The organism is Providencia vermicola, assembly GCF_010748935.1.
GTDB lineage: Bacteria > Pseudomonadota > Gammaproteobacteria > Enterobacterales > Enterobacteriaceae > Providencia > Providencia zhejiangensis.
Genome location: NZ_CP048796.1, coordinates 4,128,213 through 4,150,355, shown reverse-complemented (window position 1 = coordinate 4,150,355; position 22,143 = coordinate 4,128,213). Strand labels below are relative to the sequence as shown.

Here is a 22,143-nt window from a genome sequence, read left to right as displayed (position 1 = left end):
GGGAACGGTCGAGCCATGTCGAGTGTGATTCAACGGTCATTGCAATAACATAAGCAGCACTTCAAACGGGTAGGCTTTGCTTACTGTTAAACTCACAGGTAGGGCGGGCTTGATGTTGTAAATTCCCCCGAACACTCTATTGGCCTTGCTAAACGATATTACCTTTATTCTTGGTAAGAACCTCTGACACGCCATTCAACCCATCGTGAGTATTTTAGAAAATCTATAAAATCAATGAATTTTACTTACTGGAAATAAGTGTTTTTACGCAAGTAAACACAATAATCTACATGTCGAATACATAATCAGAATTTATCTATGATGTTTAGAATATTTTATAAAAATTTTAAATTATCAGACACAGAGCAGCTCATGATCTGAAGCTCAGAAGGTTTAGTCTTAACAAATGTACTACCTGAGATATTTGAGGAAGACATAATTGCATTATCAAATATACAGTCTTCAAAATAGCAGTTGTAAAAATTACATTTTTTTAAACTCGCATTAGTGAAATCACATTTGATAAATTTTTTACCATTGGCTAAAACATCTTTCATGTCGGAGTTAATAAACTGACAGGAAAAAAAATCAGCATTTAATTTTGATGACTCAAATTTTGCTCCACTGAAATTACATTTTGTAAATTTTTCAGCCAAGTTAGCAGGCATCTGTGAACCAATAAAGTTGCAATCTTCAAGTATTGAACTAATAAATCCAGTTACTCCTCTTGATGGTCCGTAATTATCTTTATTACCACTTATTACCCGTGAATAAGAAAAATCAATATTTGAGATATAGTGGTAATGAATAGGCTCTCTAAAAACAAATCCTCTAAAATCTAGTTTATTATTATCGGTGGACCCAAAAGGAGCCATATTCCAACGAGCATTAATAATATTTTTGTCTCGCCAATCTTCCTTTTTAAACATGGCGTTTATCTTAAAGTTCAGCTCATCAGTCCATCTCTCTACCATTTCTTTTTTTAATTTATTATTCATATAAAATAACCTCTATTGATAAAGAATATTAATCAACCAATCCGTAACATCGTCAATATTATATTTACTCATTTTAGATGCTTGCCCCGAAGTAGTTATATCAAATACAGCTACTTTTCCGTTTGGTAGTTCGAAATGATAATCTGGGCGTAAGCTCCCCCACCATGAACCTGTTTTATTTCTGATAATACCTTCAAGATATCTATTGTTAACGGTTAATTTGTCCGTTATTTGCTGAATAGCATTCCCGCTAGCAACATTTTTTAACCACTGGGGTATATGTTGATTATTTGCCCAATTTTGATATATCTTTCCCCATGCAGTAACCGCGGTCAAGATATTTACTTGCTCTCTGCACTGCGTAATCAAGTTCTCTCGCTGCTCGATCAACTTTTTGATTTCCGCCTAACCCTTTTCCATCTGAAGTTTTTCCAGAACACGCCCAACCCCACGGGTCCACCCATGTCAGTGGATTCGGTGCATACTGGTACAGATTGAACCCACCCGCTAACCCGATGGGGTCTTGCTGGGTAAAGCGGCCTAAATCTGGGGCGTAGTACCGGAAGGTATTATAGTGCAGGCCGGTTTCTTTGTCGAAATATTGCCCTTGAAAACACAGGTTTTGTTCACTGTTAAACTCACCGGTAGGGCGGGCCTGACGCTGTAAATACCCCCAAACACCATACTGACCTTGCCAAACGAGATGACAGTCACTGTTGGTGAGCGCCTCCGGCAATCCGTTTAAGCCACTGTGCGTGTAATAGATGGCGCACCGTGGATTGACGGGGGTATCCGTGCACTCAATACGGGCTAAAGAGGTATAACTGTGGTCATTGTACGCATGGTACACCGTGGTGTGCGGTTTGGTGCCTAAATGCTGGGTTAATTACCCTAAAAGGTCATACTGATCGCTGTTATAGTACCCGTACCCTGAAGTAGAAATATAGCGTTGAAGCTCCTTTTGGGCTGGATTTGTTCAATAATTGCCTGTTATCAATTGTTATTAGCAAAAGTTGGTATGCGCATTGGGAAAACGTAAATACATTTTTTGTTTACCCTGATGATATCCGCAAAACTATTTATACCACGAATGCCATCGAGTCACTAAATAGCGTTATTCGTCATGCGATTAAGAAACATAAGGTATTCCCCAGCGATGATTGAGTGCGTAAAGTGATTTACTTAGCGATTGAATCAGCTTCTAAAAAATGGAGCATACCAATTCAAAACTGGAAACAGGCAATGAACCGTTTTATTATTACGTTTGGTGACCGCCTAGACGGTTACCTTTAATGAAAGGCAAATACACAGAATTATTTACAGGGTCTAATACCTCGGCAGTTTCTTATTTAAGAGATAATAGTTCAAAATCAAGAAAAGTATGATCAAATTTTACCGATAATAATTTTTCTTTAAAACTTTCAGATATCACGATATTAAACGCACTATTCCATTCATACAAACGAAAGGCATCTAAGTTTTTAGGTATCTTACTTTTATAAATAACAGGTTCAATAAAAAAACGCCCACGCTTTGACTCCCATGTTTCTGGAATATATCCCACAGGCCAGTGATCAACTTTAGAATGTTCCCAATCAACACAATCAATGTAATTAAATACATGCATCAATATATATTTTAAATGACTATCTCTATTAATAATTGGTATTGGCTGGACGCCGTTAACGTCAAAATCATCTGTACAAAAAATACTGTCATTAAATGCTAAGAATCTAGAGCCTGTTGAGGTAACTGGGGGAATCTTACCCTGACTTAATATATCGAAATATAAAACACCATTAAATCTCCCTTGGATAGCTGATAGTTTTACATCATTTAATTCATTTCCTTTATCATCTAAAAAAAATGGGCTTGGGTTCATATAACCTTTCCACTTTTTACTTGCAGGATTTATACCCAACTTATAATAATTCATTATTTATTAACCTTCGTCAATATATCATTAAGCCAAGAGCCTGGAGTGATAGCGTCAACTCTCAGTTTTTCTATATTTACTATCACCTAACAGTCAGTGGGATCCACGTCAATATTCCATTTCACTTTGCGGCTTTCTGGTTGGCTCTGCAATTCAGGCAAAATTTGTGCGACAAATTGCTGCAAATAACCTCGTGATGGGTGTTGTAATAATAATTGCCAGCGAAAGCGACCACCTCGCTTAGCTTGGATCGATGGGGTAGGGCCTAAAATCCATAAACGGGGATCACTTTGCGGGTGTTCAGTAATATATTGGCGAACGTTTTGTAAAAATTGCCGAGCATCCTGATTATTGTGATCTTCTGAACGCAATAAAATATGGCTAGAAAACGGTGGTAGCATAGCGATGCGCCGCTCTTCCATCGCTTCTTGAGTAAATGCCTCATAGCCATTTTCTAATAGCGTCAGTAATAGTGGGTGCTCGGGGTGATGTGTTTGCAAAAATACTTCACCTTGTTTACCCGCGCGGCCTGCTCGTCCAGAAACTTGAACATAGAGTTGAGCAAATCGCTCGGCGGCTCTAAAGTCACTTGAAAACAGGGCGCCATCCACATCCAATAAAGCGACCAGCGTGACATCGGGAAAATGATGGCCTTTTGCCAACATTTGTGTGCCAATCAAAATTCGTGCTCCACCAGCATGTACTTCATTTAAATGCTGTTCAAGTTCCCCTTTACGGCTGGTGGTATCACGGTCAATACGCGTGACAGGTATGTCAGGGAATAATTCATTGATGCCTTCTTCCAATTGCTCTGTTCCCATACCAACAGGCACAAGGTGCGTTGAGCCGCAGTGTGGGCATTGGCGAGGCACGGGACGTTGGCTATCACAATGATGGCAGCGTAGCTGACGGAAATTTTGGTGTAAGGTGTAATAGTGATCGCAGCGTTGGCATTCCGCTATCCAGCCACATTCATGGCAGAGCAATGCGGGTGAGTAGCCTCGGCGATTTAAAAACAAAATAACCTGATTATTTTGCGCTAAATGCTGCTGAATATGCTTAATCAATAAATGGGATAAACCAAATTTAAGCGGTTGACCTTTTAAATCAATCAGATGTTGTGTCGCTGGACGCGCATTACCTGCTCGTAATGTTAAATTGAGTTGGCGATACTTTTTTTGCTGAACATTGGATAACGTTTCTAAAGAAGGCGTTGCTGTTCCCATGATAATCGGGATATTTTCTTTTTTAGCGCGGAAGACGGCGAGATCGCGCGCATGGTAACGCCAGCCATCCTGCTGTTTGTAAGAGTTGTCGTGCTCTTCATCAATAATAATGATGCCTAAACGAGCGAAAGGGGTAAACAGAGCGGAACGAGTTCCTATCACAATAGCGTTACTGCCTTGCTTCGCACGTAGCCACACGGCAAGGCGCTCACTATCATTTAATCCTGAATGGAGTACGTCCACGGGAGCATTAAATCGCTCTCGAAAACGGCTAATTGTTTGTGGGGTTAAGCCAATTTCAGGAACTAAAACCAGTGCTTGTTTACCTTGAGCGAGAATGTTTTCGAGTACACTGAGATAAACCTCCGTTTTACCTGAACCAGTAATGCCGGCAAGAAGCCAAGGTGAAAAATGGTCATCTTCGGCACGAATAGCCCCAACAGCGGTAGCCTGTTCACTGTTTAAGCGTAGGCGTTCACCACTGACAGCAAATTGTGATTGCCATTTTTCAGTGATAGGTTGAACTGGATATAGCTCAATATATTCTTTCTTTTTCAGTGATTGTAATGCGCTTTCACTTAATTCTAATTCAGCGACTTGGTGACGATATACGGAGCGGCGGCGTAACAATGCTAACGCTTGTTGCTGTTTTGGTGAACGTTTTAATTCATTAAGGTCAAGTGCGCTGCCTTGTGGTGTTATCTGCCATTGCCAAATAGGTGAAAACTCCGCTGCCTTACCCTGTCGTAATAGAATGGGCAGTGCATGAAACAACACTTCGCCAATGGGGTAGTGATAATATTGTGCAGACCATAGTAATAGCTGCCATAAGTCATCAGGGAATAGCGTTTCTTTATCGAGAACAAGCTCAATGGTTTTTAACTGATCTTCAGATAGTTCACTTGTATGGCTGTGATTGACCACCACGCCGAGCGCTTGGCGCTTTCCAAAAGGCACCATGACACGGCCACCTATGGGGGGAATGGGCATGTTGTCGGCTAAGCGATAGTCAAATGCACGATTTAAAGGAACAGGTAAAGCCACCTGAACGACGATCATAACTGGAGTTCCGTCTAGTTTTTATGCAATAATAGTTTAATTATTTTGTTAGAGTACCATAAAAACTACGTGGTTTTCATTGCGCGATAAACAGATTTTCTGTATGATCCGCCGCCTTTGGTATCTAATTTTGCCAATAAATCATTTTAATCAACACGACGTGTGGTGTCCGGCGTTAGGGCTGGAATGGCGACACGGCCTTAATAGAGGTTTTCCCATGAAAAAAGGTATTCACCCTAAATACGAAGAAGTTACTGCAACCTGCTCTTGCGGTAATGTTATGAAAATTAATTCAACAGCAGGTCACTCGCTGAACCTGGACGTTTGTGGTAGCTGCCACCCATTCTACACTGGTAAACAGCGTGACGTTGCTACTGGTGGTCGTGTTGATCGCTTTAACCAACGTTTCAGCATCCCAGGTTCTAAGAAGTAATCAAACCTGTGAAATGCGAAGAAAGGGAAACTTAGTTTCCCTTTTTTTATGCGCGTAATATGGCTGAAAATCATTTAACGCCTTCCAGTCATTGGGTTCTTACTTGTGATAGGAGATCGACATTGACACTGTCATATTGTCGTCCGTTTGTTGCCAACCGACACGGGGCATATTGTTGAGTTCTGAGTGACGTTAATATTGAGTCCAGCAACTGTGTAAGGGTTAACAGTACGCTCATCATCTTTATCATAGGCATACGCATCAATATAAGGGATGTAACCCGTAAACGCATCACGGTCACTGTTGAGTTTAATCTCTGTAGCCACTTCTTCATCCACTGAGAACATCTCATGAATATCATGTTTGATATCCATTCCTAATTGCAGAACGGTGAGTTTGTTATCGATACGGCCATTCTGCTGTAAATTCAGCATGTTTGGTTTTGGTATAGCGGTTACGGCGGCTATTTTTATAGGATAAAGTGACTTCAGGCATTCGCTGAGTTTGAGGCGTTACGGGAATACCATAACCAATACTGAGTTTTTTCTGCGTTTAAGAACGGGTCGTTAATGTCAATATGGGGATTATTAATCGGTTGATGGTACGCAAAATTAGCGTATGGGGTGATACGCTAATTGCGTGATGTCGCGACTAATACTTACTTACGGCAGGGAGCCGGTGCGTATTGTGTATTAGCTGGGAACGGATTAGCTTCACATGCAGGTAAGGTTTCCTGTACTTCAAAAAAAGCGAGGCCAATCACGCCAATATTTCGAGCATCACCTTGTACGTTTTGATTCACGTAGGATGATTCAGGCGCTGCAAAACGAAATGCGGCAACGTGCTGACTATTCTTGCGAAAGCCTTCGATTGTCAGTTTCTTTCCTGGTCGAATTAAATAGCCTCTATTTCGGTAAGCGCCTGCTTGTCCATTGAGGACATCAAGGCCATCAACAGTAGTGACCACCTCATAGGTTCTATTTTTATCATTGTTAGTGATTTGTAGCGTATAACGCATCCCCTCCGTTGCTGGCAGTTTATATCCCTTTTGGGAATGGCGGTACATTGGCATGGCGCGTTTATTTTCATCGAGTATTTGGATCTCGAGAGGAGATGCGGCGATATAAGTTTGTGTTGCAATATGCTTTGGTACCGCTTCACCTTGATAATAAATAGTGGCGGCATCATAAGGTGCCTCTGTGAGGCGGCTGGCTGTCACACCCTGTACGGCAGAGTGAATATCTTCCCCCCACTGTGTGCCTAACGTTTTTGCGGTTGACGTCGGTTGGGGTTCCTGTGTTGCCGTAGAATTGATTGCTTGGCGTGGGTAAGAAGAGCATCCCGCTGTGAACAGCAAAACACTACTGAGTAGAGCAAATGAAGCCTGAGCGTATAAACCCATGGAGATTAACCTTTGTGCCTTTATAGTTGATAGAGGAAAAACTCACTACAAGTATAAATAAACACAAAAAAGAGGGACTGGGGGGAGTCTGAAATATAAATAAATAGGAATAATCGCCCCTTATCCTACCGATTAAAAACCTTAATCTGCAATCAAGGTAAGTAGGATAAGGGGAAAGAGAATTAATATTCCCAAGTTTCTGGGTCAATACCAAGTTCGCGCATGATCTCTTTTGCTGCTTCAGGGATTTCATCACTACGCTCTTTACGCAAATCTTCATCATTTGGCAGAGGCTGTCCCGTGAAGGCGTGTAAGAAAGCTTCACACAGCAACTCACTGTTGGTTGCATGACGCAAGTTATTGATCTGTCTGCGAGTACGCTCATCAGTTAAAATTTTCAGTACCTTTAATGGGATCGATACTGTGATTTTTTTTACTTGCTCACTTTTTTTGCCATGTTCAGCATACGGACTGATATATTCACCGTTCCATTCAGCCATGAGTTACCTTGGTTAGTTTCATTGATAATAAAAAATAATATGCCCGTAATCTTTCCAAGAACAAGATATTTGTGTTCTTGAATGTAAAACCAGCATAGTCAGTTAGAATCTGCATAAAATATAATAATTTCTTTTGAAAATTATTATGTTAATTCATTTTGTACAAATTACAAACAATTTACGCATAATCTTTAGGGATGATTATTTCATTAGTTAGTATAAACGTAAAGAAGTTTGGACGTCTAGATATATTGACGTCCATACATCTAATGGGTATTATTTGACTTACCGTCAATCAGGAGAAGCGTTTATGTCCCTTAAACCGTCGACTATCGCCATTCATAATGGATTAAATGAAGATACGCAGTTTGGTTGCGTTGTTCCCCCTATTTACCTGTCGAGCACTTATAACTTCACAGGATTCAATGAGCCGAGAGTTCATGATTATTCACGTCGAGGAAATCCAGGACGTGATATTGTGCAAAGAACCATCGCACAGCTTGAAGGCGGTAGTGGTGCGGTAATGACTAACAGTGGAATGTCCGCATTACATCTTTTATGTACGGTGTTTTTACAGCCTGGTGACTTACTGGTCGCCCCTCATGATTGTTATGGTGGAAGTTATCGTCTCTTCAATAGCCAGCATCAACGAGGCGCTTATCAAGTACAGTTTGTTAATCAAAACAATCAAGATGAGCTACTTGCTTCACTGAAGAAAAAACCTAAATTGGTCCTGATCGAAACACCAAGTAACCCGCTACTGACTATTTATGATATTGAGCATATTGCGCGTTTAGCGCATGAAGTGGGGGCTTTCGTTGTTGTCGATAACACGTTTTTAAGCCCTGTTTTACAACAACCTATCGCGTTAGGGGCAGATTTTGTGGTGCATTCCTGTACAAAATATCTTAATGGGCATTCAGATATTATTGCGGGTGCAGTGATTGCCAAAGAGGAAAAATGGGCTTTAGAATTAGCGTGGTGGGCGAATAATATTGGTGTCACGGGTGGCGCATTTGATAGTTATCTGTTGTTAAGAGGGATACGAACGTTGTCTCCACGCATTAAGCAGCAACAAAGTAATGCGCTGGAAATCGTCAATTATCTTACAGCTCAACCATGGGTGAAAAAGTTATACTACCCAGCGTTACAAGACCATGCTGGTCATGAAATCGCGGTGAAACAGCAAAAAGGCTTTGGTGCGATGCTGAGCTTCGAGTTTAATGGCGATGAACAACAGTTGTGCCGTTTTTTGAGTGCATTAACATTGTTTACATTGGCGGAGTCATTAGGCGGTGTTGAAACATTGATCTCGCATACCGCAACGATGACCCATGCAGGGATGTCGGCAGAAGCACGTGCCGCCGCCGGTATTACCGATAGTCTACTCAGAATTTCTGTTGGGATCGAAGATAGTGAAGATTTGATCGCAGACTTAGAGAATGCATTTAGAGTTGCAGCGCAACGTTAGTGGAGTATTTGATGAGCGTACTGACAGCAGTTGAGGCGGGTCCATATCACCGCCAGTTACATAAATTTGGGGGGAGTAGTTTAGCCGATGTAAAATGTTACCAGCGAGTTGCTAACATTATGGCGAATTATAGTCAGCCTGGTGACTTAATGGTCGTTTCCGCCGCTGGCAGTACAACTAACCAGTTAATTAGCTGGTTGAAACTGAGTCAAAGTGATCGTATTTCTGCTCATCAAGTTCAGCAATACTTGCGTCGTTATCAGCAAGAGTTGATCAATGGGTTATTGTCTGAAGAAAAAGCGGCTCAACTAAATCATCAATTTGTTGAAGACCTAGAGCGTTTAAGTACGTTATTAGATAAACCTATTAATGATGCCTCTTATGCTGAGGTTGTCGGGCATGGTGAAATTTGGTCAGCGCGGCTCATGTCAGCCGTATTACAGGAAGCTGGCATGCAAAGCGAATGGCTGGATGCTCGTGCTTTTTTACGGGCAGAAAGAGCCGCTCAACCTCAGGTTGAAGAGTCGCAATCACGCCAATTATTGCAACAAATTTTAGTGCAGTATCCTAAGCATCGTCTCGTTGTAACCGGTTTTATTTCGCGTAACCAAGCGGGAGAAACCGTGCTATTAGGCCGTAATGGTAGCGATTACTCCGCCACGCAAGTCGGTGCACTAGCTAACACCGAAAAAGTGACAATTTGGAGTGATGTTGCGGGGGTTTATAGTGCGGATCCACGCAAAATTAAAGATGCTTGTTTATTACCATTATTACGGCTTGATGAAGCCAGTGAATTAGCTCGTCTTGCCGCCCCAGTCTTACACACACGGACACTACAGCCCGTTTCTGTCAGTAATATTGATTTGCAGTTGAGGTGTAGCTACCAGCCAGAGCAAGGGTCAACAAAAATTGAACGTGTTTTGGCCTCTGGCACAGGCGCTAAGATTGTAACCAGTCATGATGACGTCTGTTTGATTGAGTTGCGCATTGCACAAGGGCGTGATTTTAATCAGATATATAAAGATATTGATCTATTATTAAAGCGAACTCAATTACGCCCGTTGGCGCATGGCATTCACCCCGATAGAAACCTATTACAATTTTGCTATACCGCTGAAATTGTTGAAAGTGCGTTGGATGTGTTAGAAGAAGCGGCATTGCCGGGCACATTATCTCTTCGGGAAGGCTTTTCGCTGGTGGCACTCGTTGGTGCTGGTGTCTGTAAGAACCCACTGCATAGTCATCGTTTCTATGAAGAGTTAAAAGAACAACCAGTTGAATTTGTTTGGCATTCAGAAGAAGGTATCAGTTTAGTCGCGGTCTTGCGTTCAAATCAGACTGACCATGTTATTCAAGGCATGCATCAAAGCCTCTTTCGTGCTGAAAAACGTATAGGGTTGGTATTGTTTGGTAAAGGTAATATTGGTGCGCGTTGGTTGGAGCTGTTTGCCACAGAACAACCCAATATTTCAGCACGCAGTGATTTTGATTTTGTGTTGGCCGGCGTTGTCGATAGTCGCCGTAGCTTACTGAATTATCAAGGAATTGATCCTAGCCGTGCGTTAGCGTTTTTCGACGATGAAGCGGTTGAGCATGAAGATGATAATCTCTTTTTATGGATGCGCGCACATCCATACGATGATTTAGTGGTGCTTGATGTGACCGCCAGCCAAGCGTTAGCAGATAGTTATGTGGATTTCGCTAGCTATGGCTTCCATGTGATCAGCGCAAATAAAATTGCCGGCGCTGCACCAACACAACAGTATCGTCAGATCCGTGATGCATTCAGTAAGACTGGCCGTCATTGGTTATACAATGCGACGGTGGGAGCCGGTCTACCAATCAACCATACCGTACGCGATCTTAAAGAGAGCGGCGATGCAATTTTAGCGATTAGTGGTATTTTTTCAGGTACGTTGTCATGGCTGTTTTTACAGTTTGATGGTTCAGTGCCTTTTAGCGAGCTAGTCGAACAAGCATGGCAGCAAGGGCTGACGGAACCGGATCCTCGCATTGACCTTTCAGGTGAGGATGTTATGCGTAAATTGATTATTTTAGCACGCGAGGCGGGCTATGAAATTGAACCGAGTGATGTGCGTGTTGAATCCTTGGTGCCAGCGCAGGCAGAAGAGGGGTCTTTAGACGAGTTCTTTGAAAATAGTGCGGTCATTAATGAACAAATGCAGCAGCGTTTAGAAGCCGCTAAAGAAATGGGAATGGTATTGCGCTATGTTGCACGATTTGATGCGGTGAAAGGTCGCGCTCGTGTTGGTGTTGAAGCCGTTAAGCCTGAACATCCACTCTCTTCTCTGCTACCAGGGGATAATGTGTTCGCGATAGAAAGTCGCTGGTATCGTGATAATCCATTAGTTATACGTGGCCCTGGTGCCGGCCGTGATGTGACTGCTGGAGCTATTCAATCAGACCTTAATCGGCTTTCACAATTGCTTTAATCAGTTTGATAGTTAGGCATCGCGATGGTGCCTACTATCACTATCCGTGATTTCCCTTATTTTTCTTCTCCTATTTTTCACCTTTTTGTTCTGATGATTTAATTCTTAAGCAATATTCATGTCTTGAAAGTGCTGAATCGACGATATATTGCGCTGAAACAATACTTAAATAAGAAAAACTAATAAGAATAAGGCTGTAATTAAATTTCAGAAAAATCCCCCAAAGTGCTTTTTTTCTGATATCTATATAGAGACAAGGGTAAAATTTGGCGGCTGTATCACAAAACAACAACTCTATCGCAGCCGATTGAAATTTAGTTACAGGAAATTAGGTCGCAGTCTGTTAACCGTCAACCAACCTGAGGCGGTGTTGCATTCTGCCAGAAGCACAAGGTCAGGAGTCTCATGAATCAGCAATATTCCGCAATGCGCAGTAATGTCAGTATGCTGGGTAAACTACTTGGCGACACAATCAAAGAAGCGTTAGGTGAGGATATCCTCGATAAAGTTGAATCTATCCGTAAGTTATCAAAGTCATCACGCGCGGGTAATGAAGTACAACGCCAAAAACTATTGATGACGCTACAAAACCTCTCTAATGACGAGCTATTGCCAGTTGCAAGGGCGTTTAACCAATTTCTGAATCTGACGAATGTTGCTGAACAGTATCACAGCATCTCTCCACATGGTGAAGCAGCGAGTAATCCTGTTGCACTTAAAAAACTTTTTAGTCGCTTAAAAGAGAAACATTTTACCGATGCTGATCTCTGTCAGGCAGTCAATCAGCTGTCGATCGAACTGGTATTAACGGCGCATCCGACTGAGATCGCACGCCGTACCTTGATCCATAAATTGGTTGAGGTTAATAACTGTTTATCGCAACTCGATCATGATGATCTGGCTGATTATGAACGCAATAATATTATGCGTCGTTTACGCCAGTTGGTCGCTCAATCATGGCATACAGATGAAATCCGTAAAATACGCCCAACGCCGATTGATGAAGCAAAATGGGGATTTGCCGTAGTTGAAAATTCATTGTGGGAAGCAGTTCCGGCTTTCTTACGTGAATTTAACGAACAACTTGAAGATTCAATTGGTGCTGAACTTCCTGTCGAAGCAAACCCAATTCGTTTTACTTCTTGGATGGGGGGAGATCGCGACGGTAACCCGAATGTCACCGCTGAAGTGACTCGTCATGTCTTATTGCTTAGTCGCTGGAAAGCTGCCGATTTATTTTTGAAAGATATTCAAGTGCTCGTTTCTGAATTGTCCATGACAGAAGCGACGCCAGAGCTACGGGCGTTAGCGGGAGGGGATGATATTGATGAGCCATACCGTCAAATTGCAAAAAATTTACGAGGCCAGCTTTTCTCCACATTAGAATATTTAGAGCGCCGCGTAAAAGGCGAGCAGGTATTACCTCCTGCTGATTTACTGACGGATAATGCGCAATTGTGGGAGCCTTTATACGCTTGTTATCAGTCACTGATGGCGTGTGGGATGAGCATTATTGCTAATGGACAATTACTGGATACCTTACGCCGTATCCGTAGTTTCGGCCTGCAACTGGTGCGTATTGATGTTCGCCAAGAAAGTACGCGTCATACAGAAGCACTTTCTGAACTGACTCAATACCTTGGTTTAGGTGATTATGCCGCGTGGTCTGAAGACGAAAAACAAGCGTTTCTTTTGTCTGAACTACAATCACGTCGCCCACTGATCCCACGTAACTGGCAACCTAGCCCAGAAACAGAAGAAGTCTTCGAAACGTGCCGCGTTATTGCCGAATCGAAAAATGATTCTATTGCCGCCTATGTTATTTCTATGGCGAAAGTACCTTCTGACGTTTTAGCCGTTAAATTACTGCTAAAAGAAGCTGGCGCATCTATTCGCCTGCCTGTCGCACCGCTTTTTGAAACACTTGAAGACTTAAATAATGCTGAAAGCGTGATGAAAAAATTATTGAGTATCGAGTGGTACCGTGAGCTGATTGATGATCGTCAAATGGTCATGATTGGTTATTCAGATTCGGCAAAAGATGCGGGAGTCATGGCTGCTTCATGGGCGCAATATCGAGCACAAGATGCGTTAATTAAGCTATGTGATAAAGAAGGGGTAACCTTGACGCTATTTCACGGCCGAGGTGGTACTATCGGTCGTGGCGGTGCACCTGCACACTCAGCTCTCTTATCTCAACCACCGGGTAGTTTGAAAGGCGGCTTACGTGTTACCGAACAAGGTGAAATGATCCGCTTTAAATTTGGTTTGCCGCAAGTGGCGATCAGTAGTCTTGCTCTGTATGCGAGTGCCATTTTAGAAGCCAACTTGTTGCCACCTCCTGAGCCGAAACAAGAGTGGAAATCCGTGATGGATACGCTCTCTGATGTTTCGTGCGCCATGTATCGTGATTATGTACGTGAACAACCTGACTTTGTGCCATATTTCCGTGCTGCAACGCCTGAACTCGAATTAGGCAAATTGCCATTGGGCTCACGTCCAGCAAAACGCCGTCCAACTGGGGGTGTCGAAACATTACGTGCCATTCCATGGATTTTTGCATGGACCCAAAACCGCCTTATGTTGCCTGCATGGCTAGGTGCTGGTGCTGCCTTGAAATACGTGATTGAGGAAGACGGTAAACAAGCCATATTAGATGAGATGTGGCAACAATGGCCGTTCTTTAACACCCGCATCGCCATGTTGGAGATGGTTTACGCCAAGGCTGACTTGTGGCTGGCGGAATATTACGACCATCGCTTGGTCGAAGAACGTTTATGGCCGCTGGGGCTAAAATTACGTGAGCAGCTTTCTGAAGATATTAAGAGTGTGCTCGCGGTATCGAAGGATGAAGCTTTAATGGCGGACTTACCTTGGATTGCTGAGTCGATCGCATTACGTAACGTGTATACAGATCCACTCAACGTATTACAAGCGGAGCTATTACACCGTTCTCGCCAACAAGAACAACCCGACCCACGTGTTGAACAAGCGCTGATGGTGACGATTGCGGGTGTCGCTGCGGGGATGCGCAATACTGGCTAGGTAATATACCGGTCAGATCAGTTCGCTGATTTGGCCGATATCACATCCTTTATTAAAACAGTAAGAAGGTTGCCAAATTGATAATGGCGCCTTCTTTTTTTATTGATTTTTTCTGTATTGCCTTTGACGCAGTGGTATCACTTATCTTATTGAGAATAACCACAGGAACTTTGTTGATATTTATGTTAAGTTGCTAAAATAGACATGAGTTATGGACTGAATTGCATGACTTCATTCATGTATCAAACGACTAATGGAATGATGGATGTCGGTCAGATTTAATTTATTCCGGTTGTATTCAACAACGGATATCCGAAGGATAGAGTGTCATAACAATGCGTAAACTGATTATTTCTATTTTAGCGCTTATTATTATTATTTCGGTCATTGTCATTACCAACTACAACAGTATTCAACAAAATGATGAAGCTGTTGATGCTGCCGCATCCGAAGTTATTAACCAATATCAACGTCGTGCTGACCTTATTCCGAATTTAATTAATGTGGTAAAAGGTTATTCTGGTTATGAAGAAAAAATACTGATAGACGTTGTGCAATTAAGGGCGAAAGTTGGGGCAATTAACATTGATGCCAGTGCGTTATCAGACCCTGCTATTTTAGCGGAGTATCAAAAAGCACAAGCACAATTAGGGCAATCATTATCCCATTTATTAGCCATATCGGAAAGTTATCCAGACCTTAAAGCAAGCCCATTATATCAAGACTTAATGACACAACTGGAAGGTGCTGAAAATCGTATTGCAGTTGCAAGAGGTCGTTATATTGAAGCAGTCCGCCAATACAATACACAAATTCGCAAGTTCCCTAATAACTTGATTGCAAGTTATTTTGGTGACTCTGCAAAAGCAAATTTTAACGTAGAAAACGAACAGGCGATAAAAACAGTACCGACGGTGGATTTTAATTGAAATATCGGCATGTCATCTGGCTATTATTATTCTGTGTATTGAGCAGCGGAACTTGGGCGACACAACACATTCCACTTCCTGCATTGGGAAGTGATAGGGTACTCGACCATGCAGGTCTATTAAGTGAGTCACAGTATCAAACGTTAAATAACCAGCTATTAAACTTTGAAAAGCAGCGTGGTGATGGAACGCAATTTGTTGTTTATATTGTTCCAACGACAGCACCTGAAACAATAGAGCAATTTTCATTACGCGCGTTTAATCGTTGGGGACTCGGAAAAAAAGGCAAAAATAATGGTATATTGCTTGTTGTATCGCTAGACGACCGCAATGTCCGTTTTGAAGTTGGGTATGGTTATGAAGGCGTGATGACCGATGCCCTCTCTGGGCGTATCATTCGCCAAAGTATTATTCCTAATTTTAAACATGAACATTATTACACAGGGATCCAAAATAGCGTATCCCGTGTGATAAATGTGATCAATGAAGCCGTAGGCTATCAAATGGGCGGCTCTTATGGTGGATTTGTGCTACCAAAGAGTATCGAGAACTATAAACTCTTCTATTTCATATCATTTATTACCGCTTATTTTACGGCGCTCTTCTATGGTACTAAACAACGTCGACTATATATTGAAAAGAAAATCTATCGTATCGCGTATGCGGATAAATCCAAACGGGCACGAGCAAATCAACAGCTACAGTTAGCTAAGCTAAAAAAGTATCATCAATATAAATACTACTTTCCTTCACTATTTAGTACGTTGTTGATAACGACTCTCTATTATTTAGCACTCATGTTATTAACGACCTTGTTAGAAGGAAGATTTGACCTAATTTTACTTCTCTTGATGGCCCTATTTTGTGTTGTAGGGAGCATGTTTGCGACATCAATACTTTTGGTCGTGATACATACCATTTTGCCTGCTTACCGACAGCAACAACAGGAATGGAATGATATTTGCCGACCTTATTATTCCTCTTCTTTTAGCTCATCGGATTTTTCGAGTTCATCGAGCTCGTCAAGCTCCTCGAGTTCATCGAGTGATCATGACAGTGGCGGAGGCGGTGGTGGGTTGAGTGGCGGCGGTGGTGCCTCAGGGCATTGGTAATAGCATAAGAGAGATGAAGGTCGCAAAGTGCGGCCTTCATACTCTATAGCGGCTATGGTCTTACTCCAAGCGTGTGGCAAATCGCATACGTCAGTTCAGAGCGGTTTAAGGTGTAAAAATGGAAATCTTTCACGCCTTCACGGCTTAAAATCTTCACCATATCCATGGCAATTGAGGCGCCAACTAAATTACGGCTTTCAGGATCGTTATCTAACCCTTCAAACATTTTATTCATCCATGATGGGATACGCACATTGGTCAGCTTGGCAAAACGTTCCAATTGACGGAAGTTTGAGACAGGGAGAATTCCCGGTACAATTTCAACATCAATCCCTGTTGCGACGCAGCGGTCACGAAAACGTAAATAGCTCTCTACATCAAAGAAAAATTGCGTAATAGCCCGATTCGCTCCCGCATCAATTTTCTTTTTTAAGCTAATCAAATCAGCTTGGGCGCTTTTAGCTTCAGGGTGCACTTCTGGGTAAGCGGCGACTGAAATATCAAAATCTGCTTCTGTTTTAAGAAGCTCAACTAAATCAGCCGCATACATATCTGGTTTACGGCTATTATCCGGCAAGTCACCACGTAATGCCACGATTTGGCGAATACCGTTATTCCAGTAATCACGCGCGATTTCTTTGAGTTCCTCACGGGATGCATCAATACAAGTCAAATGAGGCGCTGCAATTAAGCCGGTTTTGTCTTTAATATCTTTAATAATGCTATGGGTTCTATCACGCTCACCTGAATTTGCACCATAAGTTACAGAGACAAATTTGGGTTTAAGGTTTTTCAGTCTATCAATGGATTTCCACAGGGTTTGTTCCATCTCTTCAGTGCGTGGCGGAAAAAACTCAAAGGAGACATTAATTTGCCCATCTAGCTCAGCGAGACTTTGATTTAGCGCTTCGCGCTGATTTGCGTGAAAGAAACTCATACCCTGTCCTCATGACTTTGTAATGACGAAACGAAAATTGTATCGATAATTGATTATATCCATTTGTGCGTCTATACGTTTAGACGTCTAAATAGAGATTACCGGATATGCTGATACTGAGTCAACACTTAAATGAAATAGAGGTGTGAGGGTTTTTCAGGGGGAATAGGAAAAAAATTCATGTAAGAAAATGCGCAATAACCAAAGATTATTGCGCAGAACGCATTTTTATTCAGTTAAACAGAAGTGCTCAATTAACTGGCTAATGAGTTGTCGAGTGGGTTCGATGAATTTCATATCAATAAATTCATCGGGTTGATGCGCTTGTTCAATAGAGCCGGGGCCCAGTACCAACGTTGGACACAATTCTTGAATAAATGGCGCTTCAGTACAGTAATTTACGGTATCCGCTTTTTGACCAAGGAGCTGTTCAATCACTGCAACCATTTTATGATCGGTTGGGCACTCATAACCGGGGATCGGTGGGTGGAGAGATTCAATGGCTAACCGTCCCGGCCATTGTTTTTTCACCGGCTCTAAGGATTCATTTAATAATTCATCGAGATCTTGTAAAGTCAGCCCAGGTAATGGGCGAATATCCATGTGCAATTCACAGCAACCACAAATTCGGTTAGCTGCATCTCCACCATGAATATGACCAAAATTCATGGTTGGATAAGGGATGACAAAAGCTGGATTGTGATAGCGCTCTTTCAGCGTATTACGCAGTGTCATGAGATGTGAAATAGATTCATGCATCAATTCAATTGCGTTAATGCCTCGGGCAGGGTCACTCGAATGGCCTGATTGGCCAGTAATACGGATCGCATTGGAAAGATGGCCTTTATGTGCTCGTATCGGTTGTAGTGAGGTTGGCTCACCAATAATCGCAAAATCAGGACGTAGCTGTGTACTGGCCGCAAAATAACGCGCCCCAGCCATTGATGTTTCTTCATCTGCCGTTGCAAGGATATGCAGTGGGCGAGTCAGTTTATTGATATCAATATCACGCAACGCATCAACGATAAAAGCAAAAAAGCCTTTCATATCCGCAGTGCCGAGGCCATATAACTTGCCGTCTTGTTCTGTCAGGGTAAATGGATCTTTGCTCCATCGACCTTCATCAAACGGCACGGTATCCGTGTGGCCACATAGCATCAAGCCACCACTTCCTTCACCAATCGTCGCGAGTAGGTTGTATTTGTCGCGGGTATCTGGCACTGGTTGTATATTCACCGTAAACCCGAGTGTTTCTAGCCACCCACCAAGCAGTTCGACCAGAGCTTTATTACTCTGATCGAGTTGCGAATCAGTGGCACTGATAGAGGGAGTGGCAATTAATTGACGATAAATCTCAATAAATGCAGGTAATTTAATATTCACTGTTGACAGCCTTTATCCATAATAGTATCAATATTCATGCACTTTATTTGAATAAAAATACACATTAAACTGTTTGGGTCACGAGCACAAGGTAGAAAGCATATGTTGAACACACTCATTATCGGAGCCAGTGGTTATACTGGAGCAGAATTAGCGGCTTATCTGCAACGTCATCCTGAAATAAATCTTCAGGGATTGATGGTGTCAGCTCAAAGTGCTGATGCAGGTAAATGCTTTTCTGATCTACATCCCCAGTATAAGGGTATTATCGATATTCCTGTCTTACCATTAACGGATGTTGCGGCTGCGGCACAAGGTATTGATGTCGTTTTTCTTGCCACTGCTCATGAAGTTAGCCATGACATCGCCCCTCAGTTTTTAGAGGCAGGCTGTGTCGTCTTTGATTTATCGGGTGCTTATCGTGTTCAAGATGCCGCTTTCTACCCAAAATATTACGGATTCGAACATACAAACAGTCAATGGTTAAATCAAGCGGTTTACGGCCTTGCTGAGTGGCAAGCCGACAAAATTCGTCAAGCACAACTCATCGCTGTGCCGGGATGCTATCCAACGGTTTCTCAATTAGCGTTGAAACCGTTGATTGAAGCGAAACTACTTGATGACCAAATGTGGCCAGTGATTAACGCGACGAGTGGGGTCTCGGGCGCGGGTCGTAAAGCTTCTATGACAAATAGTTTTTGTGAAGTGAGTTTACAGCCATACGGTATTTTCACGCATCGTCATCAACCTGAAATCGCAACGCATTTGGGACGTGAAGTCATTTTTACACCGCACTTGGGGAATTTTTCTCGCGGTATTTTGGCTACGATTACTTGTAAGGTAAACGCTGGTGTGACGACCGAACAGATTCAACAAGTCTTCAAAGATGCCTATCACAACAAACCGCTAGTGCGTTTGTATGAAAAAGGTGTTCCAGCACTGAAAGCTGTCGTTGGCACACCATTTTGCGATATTGGCTTTGTATTAAAAGGCGAGCACCTAATCTTAGTCGGAACGGAAGACAACTTATTAAAAGGTGCAGCGGCACAAGCGGTACAGTGCATGAATATTCGTTTCGGTTTTAATGAAACGCAATCATTACTTTAGTGATATCACGGTCAACGAACTTATTAAGGATTAACCCATGCAACCATTAGTGATCAAATTGGGTGGTGTATTACTGGATAGCGAAGAAGCGCTTGAAAGATTATTTACTGCATTACAAACCTATCGTCAGTCTCATCAACGACCTTTAGTGATTGTACATGGTGGTGGTTGTCTGGTTGATGAACTTATGCAAAAGCTCCAATTACCGGTGGTGAAGAAACAAGGACTCCGTGTCACACCTGCTGATCAGATTGATATTATCACTGGTGCATTAGCAGGCACTGCCAACAAAACACTATTGGCGTGGGCGACTAAATACCAGTTACAAGCGGTTGGACTATCATTAGGTGATGGACAAAGTGCAACAGTCAGCCAGTTAAATGATGAGCTTGGTCATGTTGGGGATGCGAAACCCGGTGATCCTAAATTGTTACAGTTACTATTGGGGGCAGGTTATTTACCTATCATAAGCTCGATCGGTGTGACTGAACAGGGTTTATTGATGAATGTGAATGCTGACCAAGCAGCAACGGCTATCGCACAAGCTTTGAATGCCGACTTAGTCCTATTATCAGATGTTAGCGGCATCCTCGATGGGAAAGGGCAAAAAATTGATGAAATGACCACAGCAAAAGCGCAGAAGCTCATTGAACAAGGCATTATCACAGATGGCATGATCGTCAAAGTGAACGCGGCATTAGACGCAGCAAAAACGTTGCAACGCCCAGTAGACATTGCAAGTTGGCGTCATGCAGAGCAACTCCCCGCACTATTTAATGGCACAGCCATCGGTACGCGGATTTTAGCATCATAAAATGGGTGCGTTCGGGGGGCTTTGCCAACCAATAACACATGAACTCTTTAATTAAGCGAAATCGGGATAGGTAAGTTATGAAAAAGGGCATCAAAAAAATCGTATTGGCATATTCAGGCGGTTTAGATACATCAGCCATTATTCCATGGTTGAAAGAAAACTATGATGACTGCGAAGTGGTTGCCTTTGTGGCAGATGTAGGTCAAGACAGAGAAGATCTGGTGGGTGTGGAGCAAAAAGCACTGCAATCAGGTGCATCTGAATGTTATGTGGTGGATCTGCGCGAAGAATTTATCAAAGAATATATCTACCCAGTATTAAAAACGGGTGCGTTATATGAAGGAAGCTACCTATTAGGCACGTCGATGGCACGTCCTATTATTGCTAAAGCACAAGTTGAAATCGCATTAAAAGTTGGGGCCGATGCCGTTGCGCATGGCGCAACCGGTAAAGGAAATGACCAAGTGCGTTTTGAAAGCACATACACCGCGCTGGCACCTCAGTTAAAAGTTGTTGCGCCGTGGCGTGAGTGGAATTTACGTTCCCGTGAAGCGCTACTGGACTACCTGAAAGAACGTAATATTCCAACAACGGCAAGTTTAGAGAAAATTTATAGCCGCGATGAAAACGCATGGCATATTTCGACTGAGGGTGGCGTATTAGAAAGTACTTGGAATGCAGCCAACCAAGACTGCTGGGTGTGGACTGTGGATCCAAAAGATGCCCCAGATGAAGCGGAACTCGTCACTGTTGGCGTTAAACAAGGGGAAGTGGTTTCTGTTAATGGCCAAGCTTTATCTCCACTCGGTTGCCTTGAAGCATTAAACGTCTTAGGTGCGAAACACGGTGTGGGTCGTATTGATATCGTTGAAAACCGTTTAGTAGGCATGAAGTCTCGTGGTTGTTATGAAACCCCCGGAGGCACCATTATGATGGCAGCTCTACGTGGTATTGAGCAACTTGTTTTGGATCGCGATAGCTTCAAATGGCGTGAGCAGCTAGGCCTAGAAATGTCTTATGTGGTCTATGATGGGCGTTGGTTCGCTCCTTTACGTCAATCACTGCAAGCGGCAGCAGAATCTTTAGCGCAGGATGTCACCGGTGAAGTTGTTTTGAAACTGTATAAAGGGCAAGTGACGGCTATTCAGAAAAAAGCTGATAACAGCCTGTATTCAGAAGAGTTTGCAACTTTTGGTGAAGATGAAGTCTATGATCACAGCCATGCTGGTGGCTTTATCCGTTTATATTCTCTTTCTTCACGTATTCGTGCACTCAAAGAGCAGAACAAAGCGAAATAGTTTTATTGAAATACTCCGCCGACAGCCATTGGCTGTCGGG

At 42.6% G+C, this 22,143-nt stretch carries 19 protein-coding genes and 1 pseudogene; 10 read left to right on the top strand and 10 right to left on the bottom strand.

What is annotated here, in order from left to right; translation table 11 throughout:
- Positions 1 to 335: 335 nt before the first annotated feature.
- From G3341_RS18920 to G3341_RS18910, 3 genes are read right to left on the bottom strand one after another with little or no spacing between them, the layout of a single operon-like run.
- On the bottom strand, positions 336 to 998 hold the full coding sequence (locus tag G3341_RS18920; RefSeq protein WP_154635541.1) for a pentapeptide repeat-containing protein: 663 nt from the start codon (positions 996 to 998) through the stop codon (positions 336 to 338).
- A gap of 12 nt (positions 999 to 1,010) precedes the next feature.
- Positions 1,011 to 1,334, bottom strand: a complete 324-nt coding sequence (locus tag G3341_RS18915; protein WP_154623349.1) for a hypothetical protein — start codon at positions 1,332 to 1,334, stop codon at positions 1,011 to 1,013.
- A complete protein-coding gene (locus tag G3341_RS18910; RefSeq protein WP_244316454.1) occupies positions 1,285 to 1,848 on the bottom strand; it encodes an RHS repeat-associated core domain-containing protein in 564 nt (187 codons plus the stop codon). The genes G3341_RS18915 and G3341_RS18910 overlap by 50 nt, the downstream gene beginning before the upstream one ends.
- Positions 1,849 to 2,000: 152 nt before the next feature.
- Between G3341_RS18910 and G3341_RS18905 the strand changes: the two are divergent.
- A pseudogene (locus G3341_RS18905) lies at positions 2,001 to 2,291 on the top strand (transposase); the annotation flags it as partial.
- Positions 2,292 to 2,343: 52 nt separating this feature from the next.
- On the opposite strand, the gene G3341_RS18900 reads toward G3341_RS18905, so the two are convergent.
- On the bottom strand, positions 2,344 to 2,934 hold the full coding sequence (locus G3341_RS18900) for a hypothetical protein (RefSeq protein WP_154635542.1): 591 nt from the start codon (positions 2,932 to 2,934) through the stop codon (positions 2,344 to 2,346).
- Positions 2,935 to 3,020: 86 nt separating this feature from the next.
- Positions 3,021 to 5,219 carry a primosomal protein N' gene (gene priA, locus G3341_RS18895; RefSeq protein ID WP_154622564.1) on the bottom strand — a complete coding sequence of 733 codons (2,199 nt, stop codon included), beginning with the start codon at positions 5,217 to 5,219 and terminating at the stop codon, positions 3,021 to 3,023.
- A 217-nt stretch (positions 5,220 to 5,436) separates the two neighbouring features.
- Here priA and rpmE point away from each other — a divergent pair, with 217 nt between their 5' ends.
- Positions 5,437 to 5,652, top strand: a complete 216-nt coding sequence (gene rpmE / locus G3341_RS18890) for a 50S ribosomal protein L31 (RefSeq protein WP_154622565.1) — start codon at positions 5,437 to 5,439, stop codon at positions 5,650 to 5,652.
- A gap of 131 nt (positions 5,653 to 5,783) precedes the next feature.
- Here the strand turns inward: rpmE and G3341_RS18885 are convergent, their stop codons facing one another.
- The 3 genes from G3341_RS18885 to metJ all read right to left on the bottom strand — a co-directional run bounded on the left by G3341_RS18885 (position 5,784) and on the right by metJ (position 7,554).
- The gene (locus G3341_RS18885; protein WP_163863342.1) at positions 5,784 to 6,086 is read right to left on the bottom strand and encodes a hypothetical protein; all 303 of its coding nucleotides are present in this window, start codon (positions 6,084 to 6,086) and stop codon (positions 5,784 to 5,786) included.
- Between the two features lie 224 nt (positions 6,087 to 6,310).
- Positions 6,311 to 7,054: a hypothetical protein gene (locus G3341_RS18880; protein WP_163863340.1), complete on the bottom strand. Its 744-nt coding sequence runs from the start codon at positions 7,052 to 7,054 to the stop codon at positions 6,311 to 6,313.
- Positions 7,055 to 7,236: 182 nt separating this feature from the next.
- Positions 7,237 to 7,554, bottom strand: coding sequence for a met regulon transcriptional regulator MetJ (gene metJ / locus G3341_RS18875; protein ID WP_004924597.1), 318 nt, complete (start codon positions 7,552 to 7,554; stop codon positions 7,237 to 7,239).
- A 310-nt stretch (positions 7,555 to 7,864) separates the two neighbouring features.
- On the opposite strand from metJ, the gene metB reads away from it, so the two are divergent.
- From metB to G3341_RS18850, 5 genes are all read left to right on the top strand, one after another.
- Positions 7,865 to 9,025, top strand: coding sequence for a cystathionine gamma-synthase (gene metB, locus G3341_RS18870; protein WP_163863338.1), 1,161 nt, complete (start codon positions 7,865 to 7,867; stop codon positions 9,023 to 9,025).
- An 11-nt stretch (positions 9,026 to 9,036) separates the two neighbouring features.
- Positions 9,037 to 11,478: a bifunctional aspartate kinase/homoserine dehydrogenase II gene (locus tag G3341_RS18865; protein WP_163863336.1), complete on the top strand. Its 2,442-nt coding sequence runs from the start codon at positions 9,037 to 9,039 to the stop codon at positions 11,476 to 11,478.
- 405 nt (positions 11,479 to 11,883) lie between these two features.
- Positions 11,884 to 14,523, top strand: coding sequence for a phosphoenolpyruvate carboxylase (gene ppc, locus G3341_RS18860; protein WP_154622559.1), 2,640 nt, complete (start codon positions 11,884 to 11,886; stop codon positions 14,521 to 14,523).
- Between the two features lie 335 nt (positions 14,524 to 14,858).
- On the top strand, positions 14,859 to 15,452 hold the full coding sequence (locus G3341_RS18855; RefSeq protein ID WP_163863334.1) for a LemA family protein: 594 nt from the start codon (positions 14,859 to 14,861) through the stop codon (positions 15,450 to 15,452).
- Positions 15,449 to 16,564, top strand: coding sequence for a TPM domain-containing protein (locus G3341_RS18850; protein WP_163863332.1), 1,116 nt, complete (start codon positions 15,449 to 15,451; stop codon positions 16,562 to 16,564). The genes G3341_RS18855 and G3341_RS18850 overlap by 4 nt, the downstream gene beginning before the upstream one ends.
- A gap of 52 nt (positions 16,565 to 16,616) precedes the next feature.
- Here the strand turns inward: G3341_RS18850 and metF are convergent, their stop codons facing one another.
- Both metF and argE read right to left on the bottom strand, forming a co-directional pair.
- On the bottom strand, positions 16,617 to 17,501 hold the full coding sequence (gene metF, locus G3341_RS18845) for a methylenetetrahydrofolate reductase (RefSeq protein WP_154622556.1): 885 nt from the start codon (positions 17,499 to 17,501) through the stop codon (positions 16,617 to 16,619).
- Positions 17,502 to 17,729: 228 nt separating this feature from the next.
- Complete coding sequence (gene argE / locus G3341_RS18840) at positions 17,730 to 18,884, bottom strand: acetylornithine deacetylase (RefSeq protein WP_163863330.1); 1,155 nt, start codon at positions 18,882 to 18,884, stop codon at positions 17,730 to 17,732.
- A 102-nt stretch (positions 18,885 to 18,986) separates the two neighbouring features.
- On the opposite strand from argE, the gene argC reads away from it, so the two are divergent.
- From argC to G3341_RS18825, 3 genes are all read left to right on the top strand, one after another.
- Positions 18,987 to 19,991 carry an N-acetyl-gamma-glutamyl-phosphate reductase gene (argC, locus tag G3341_RS18835; protein WP_163863328.1) on the top strand — a complete coding sequence of 335 codons (1,005 nt, stop codon included), beginning with the start codon at positions 18,987 to 18,989 and terminating at the stop codon, positions 19,989 to 19,991.
- Between the two features lie 37 nt (positions 19,992 to 20,028).
- Positions 20,029 to 20,805 carry an acetylglutamate kinase gene (gene argB / locus G3341_RS18830; protein WP_154622553.1) on the top strand — a complete coding sequence of 259 codons (777 nt, stop codon included), beginning with the start codon at positions 20,029 to 20,031 and terminating at the stop codon, positions 20,803 to 20,805.
- A 77-nt stretch (positions 20,806 to 20,882) separates the two neighbouring features.
- Positions 20,883 to 22,103, top strand: a complete 1,221-nt coding sequence (locus G3341_RS18825) for an argininosuccinate synthase (protein WP_154622552.1) — start codon at positions 20,883 to 20,885, stop codon at positions 22,101 to 22,103.
- Positions 22,104 to 22,143: the final 40 nt, after the last annotated feature.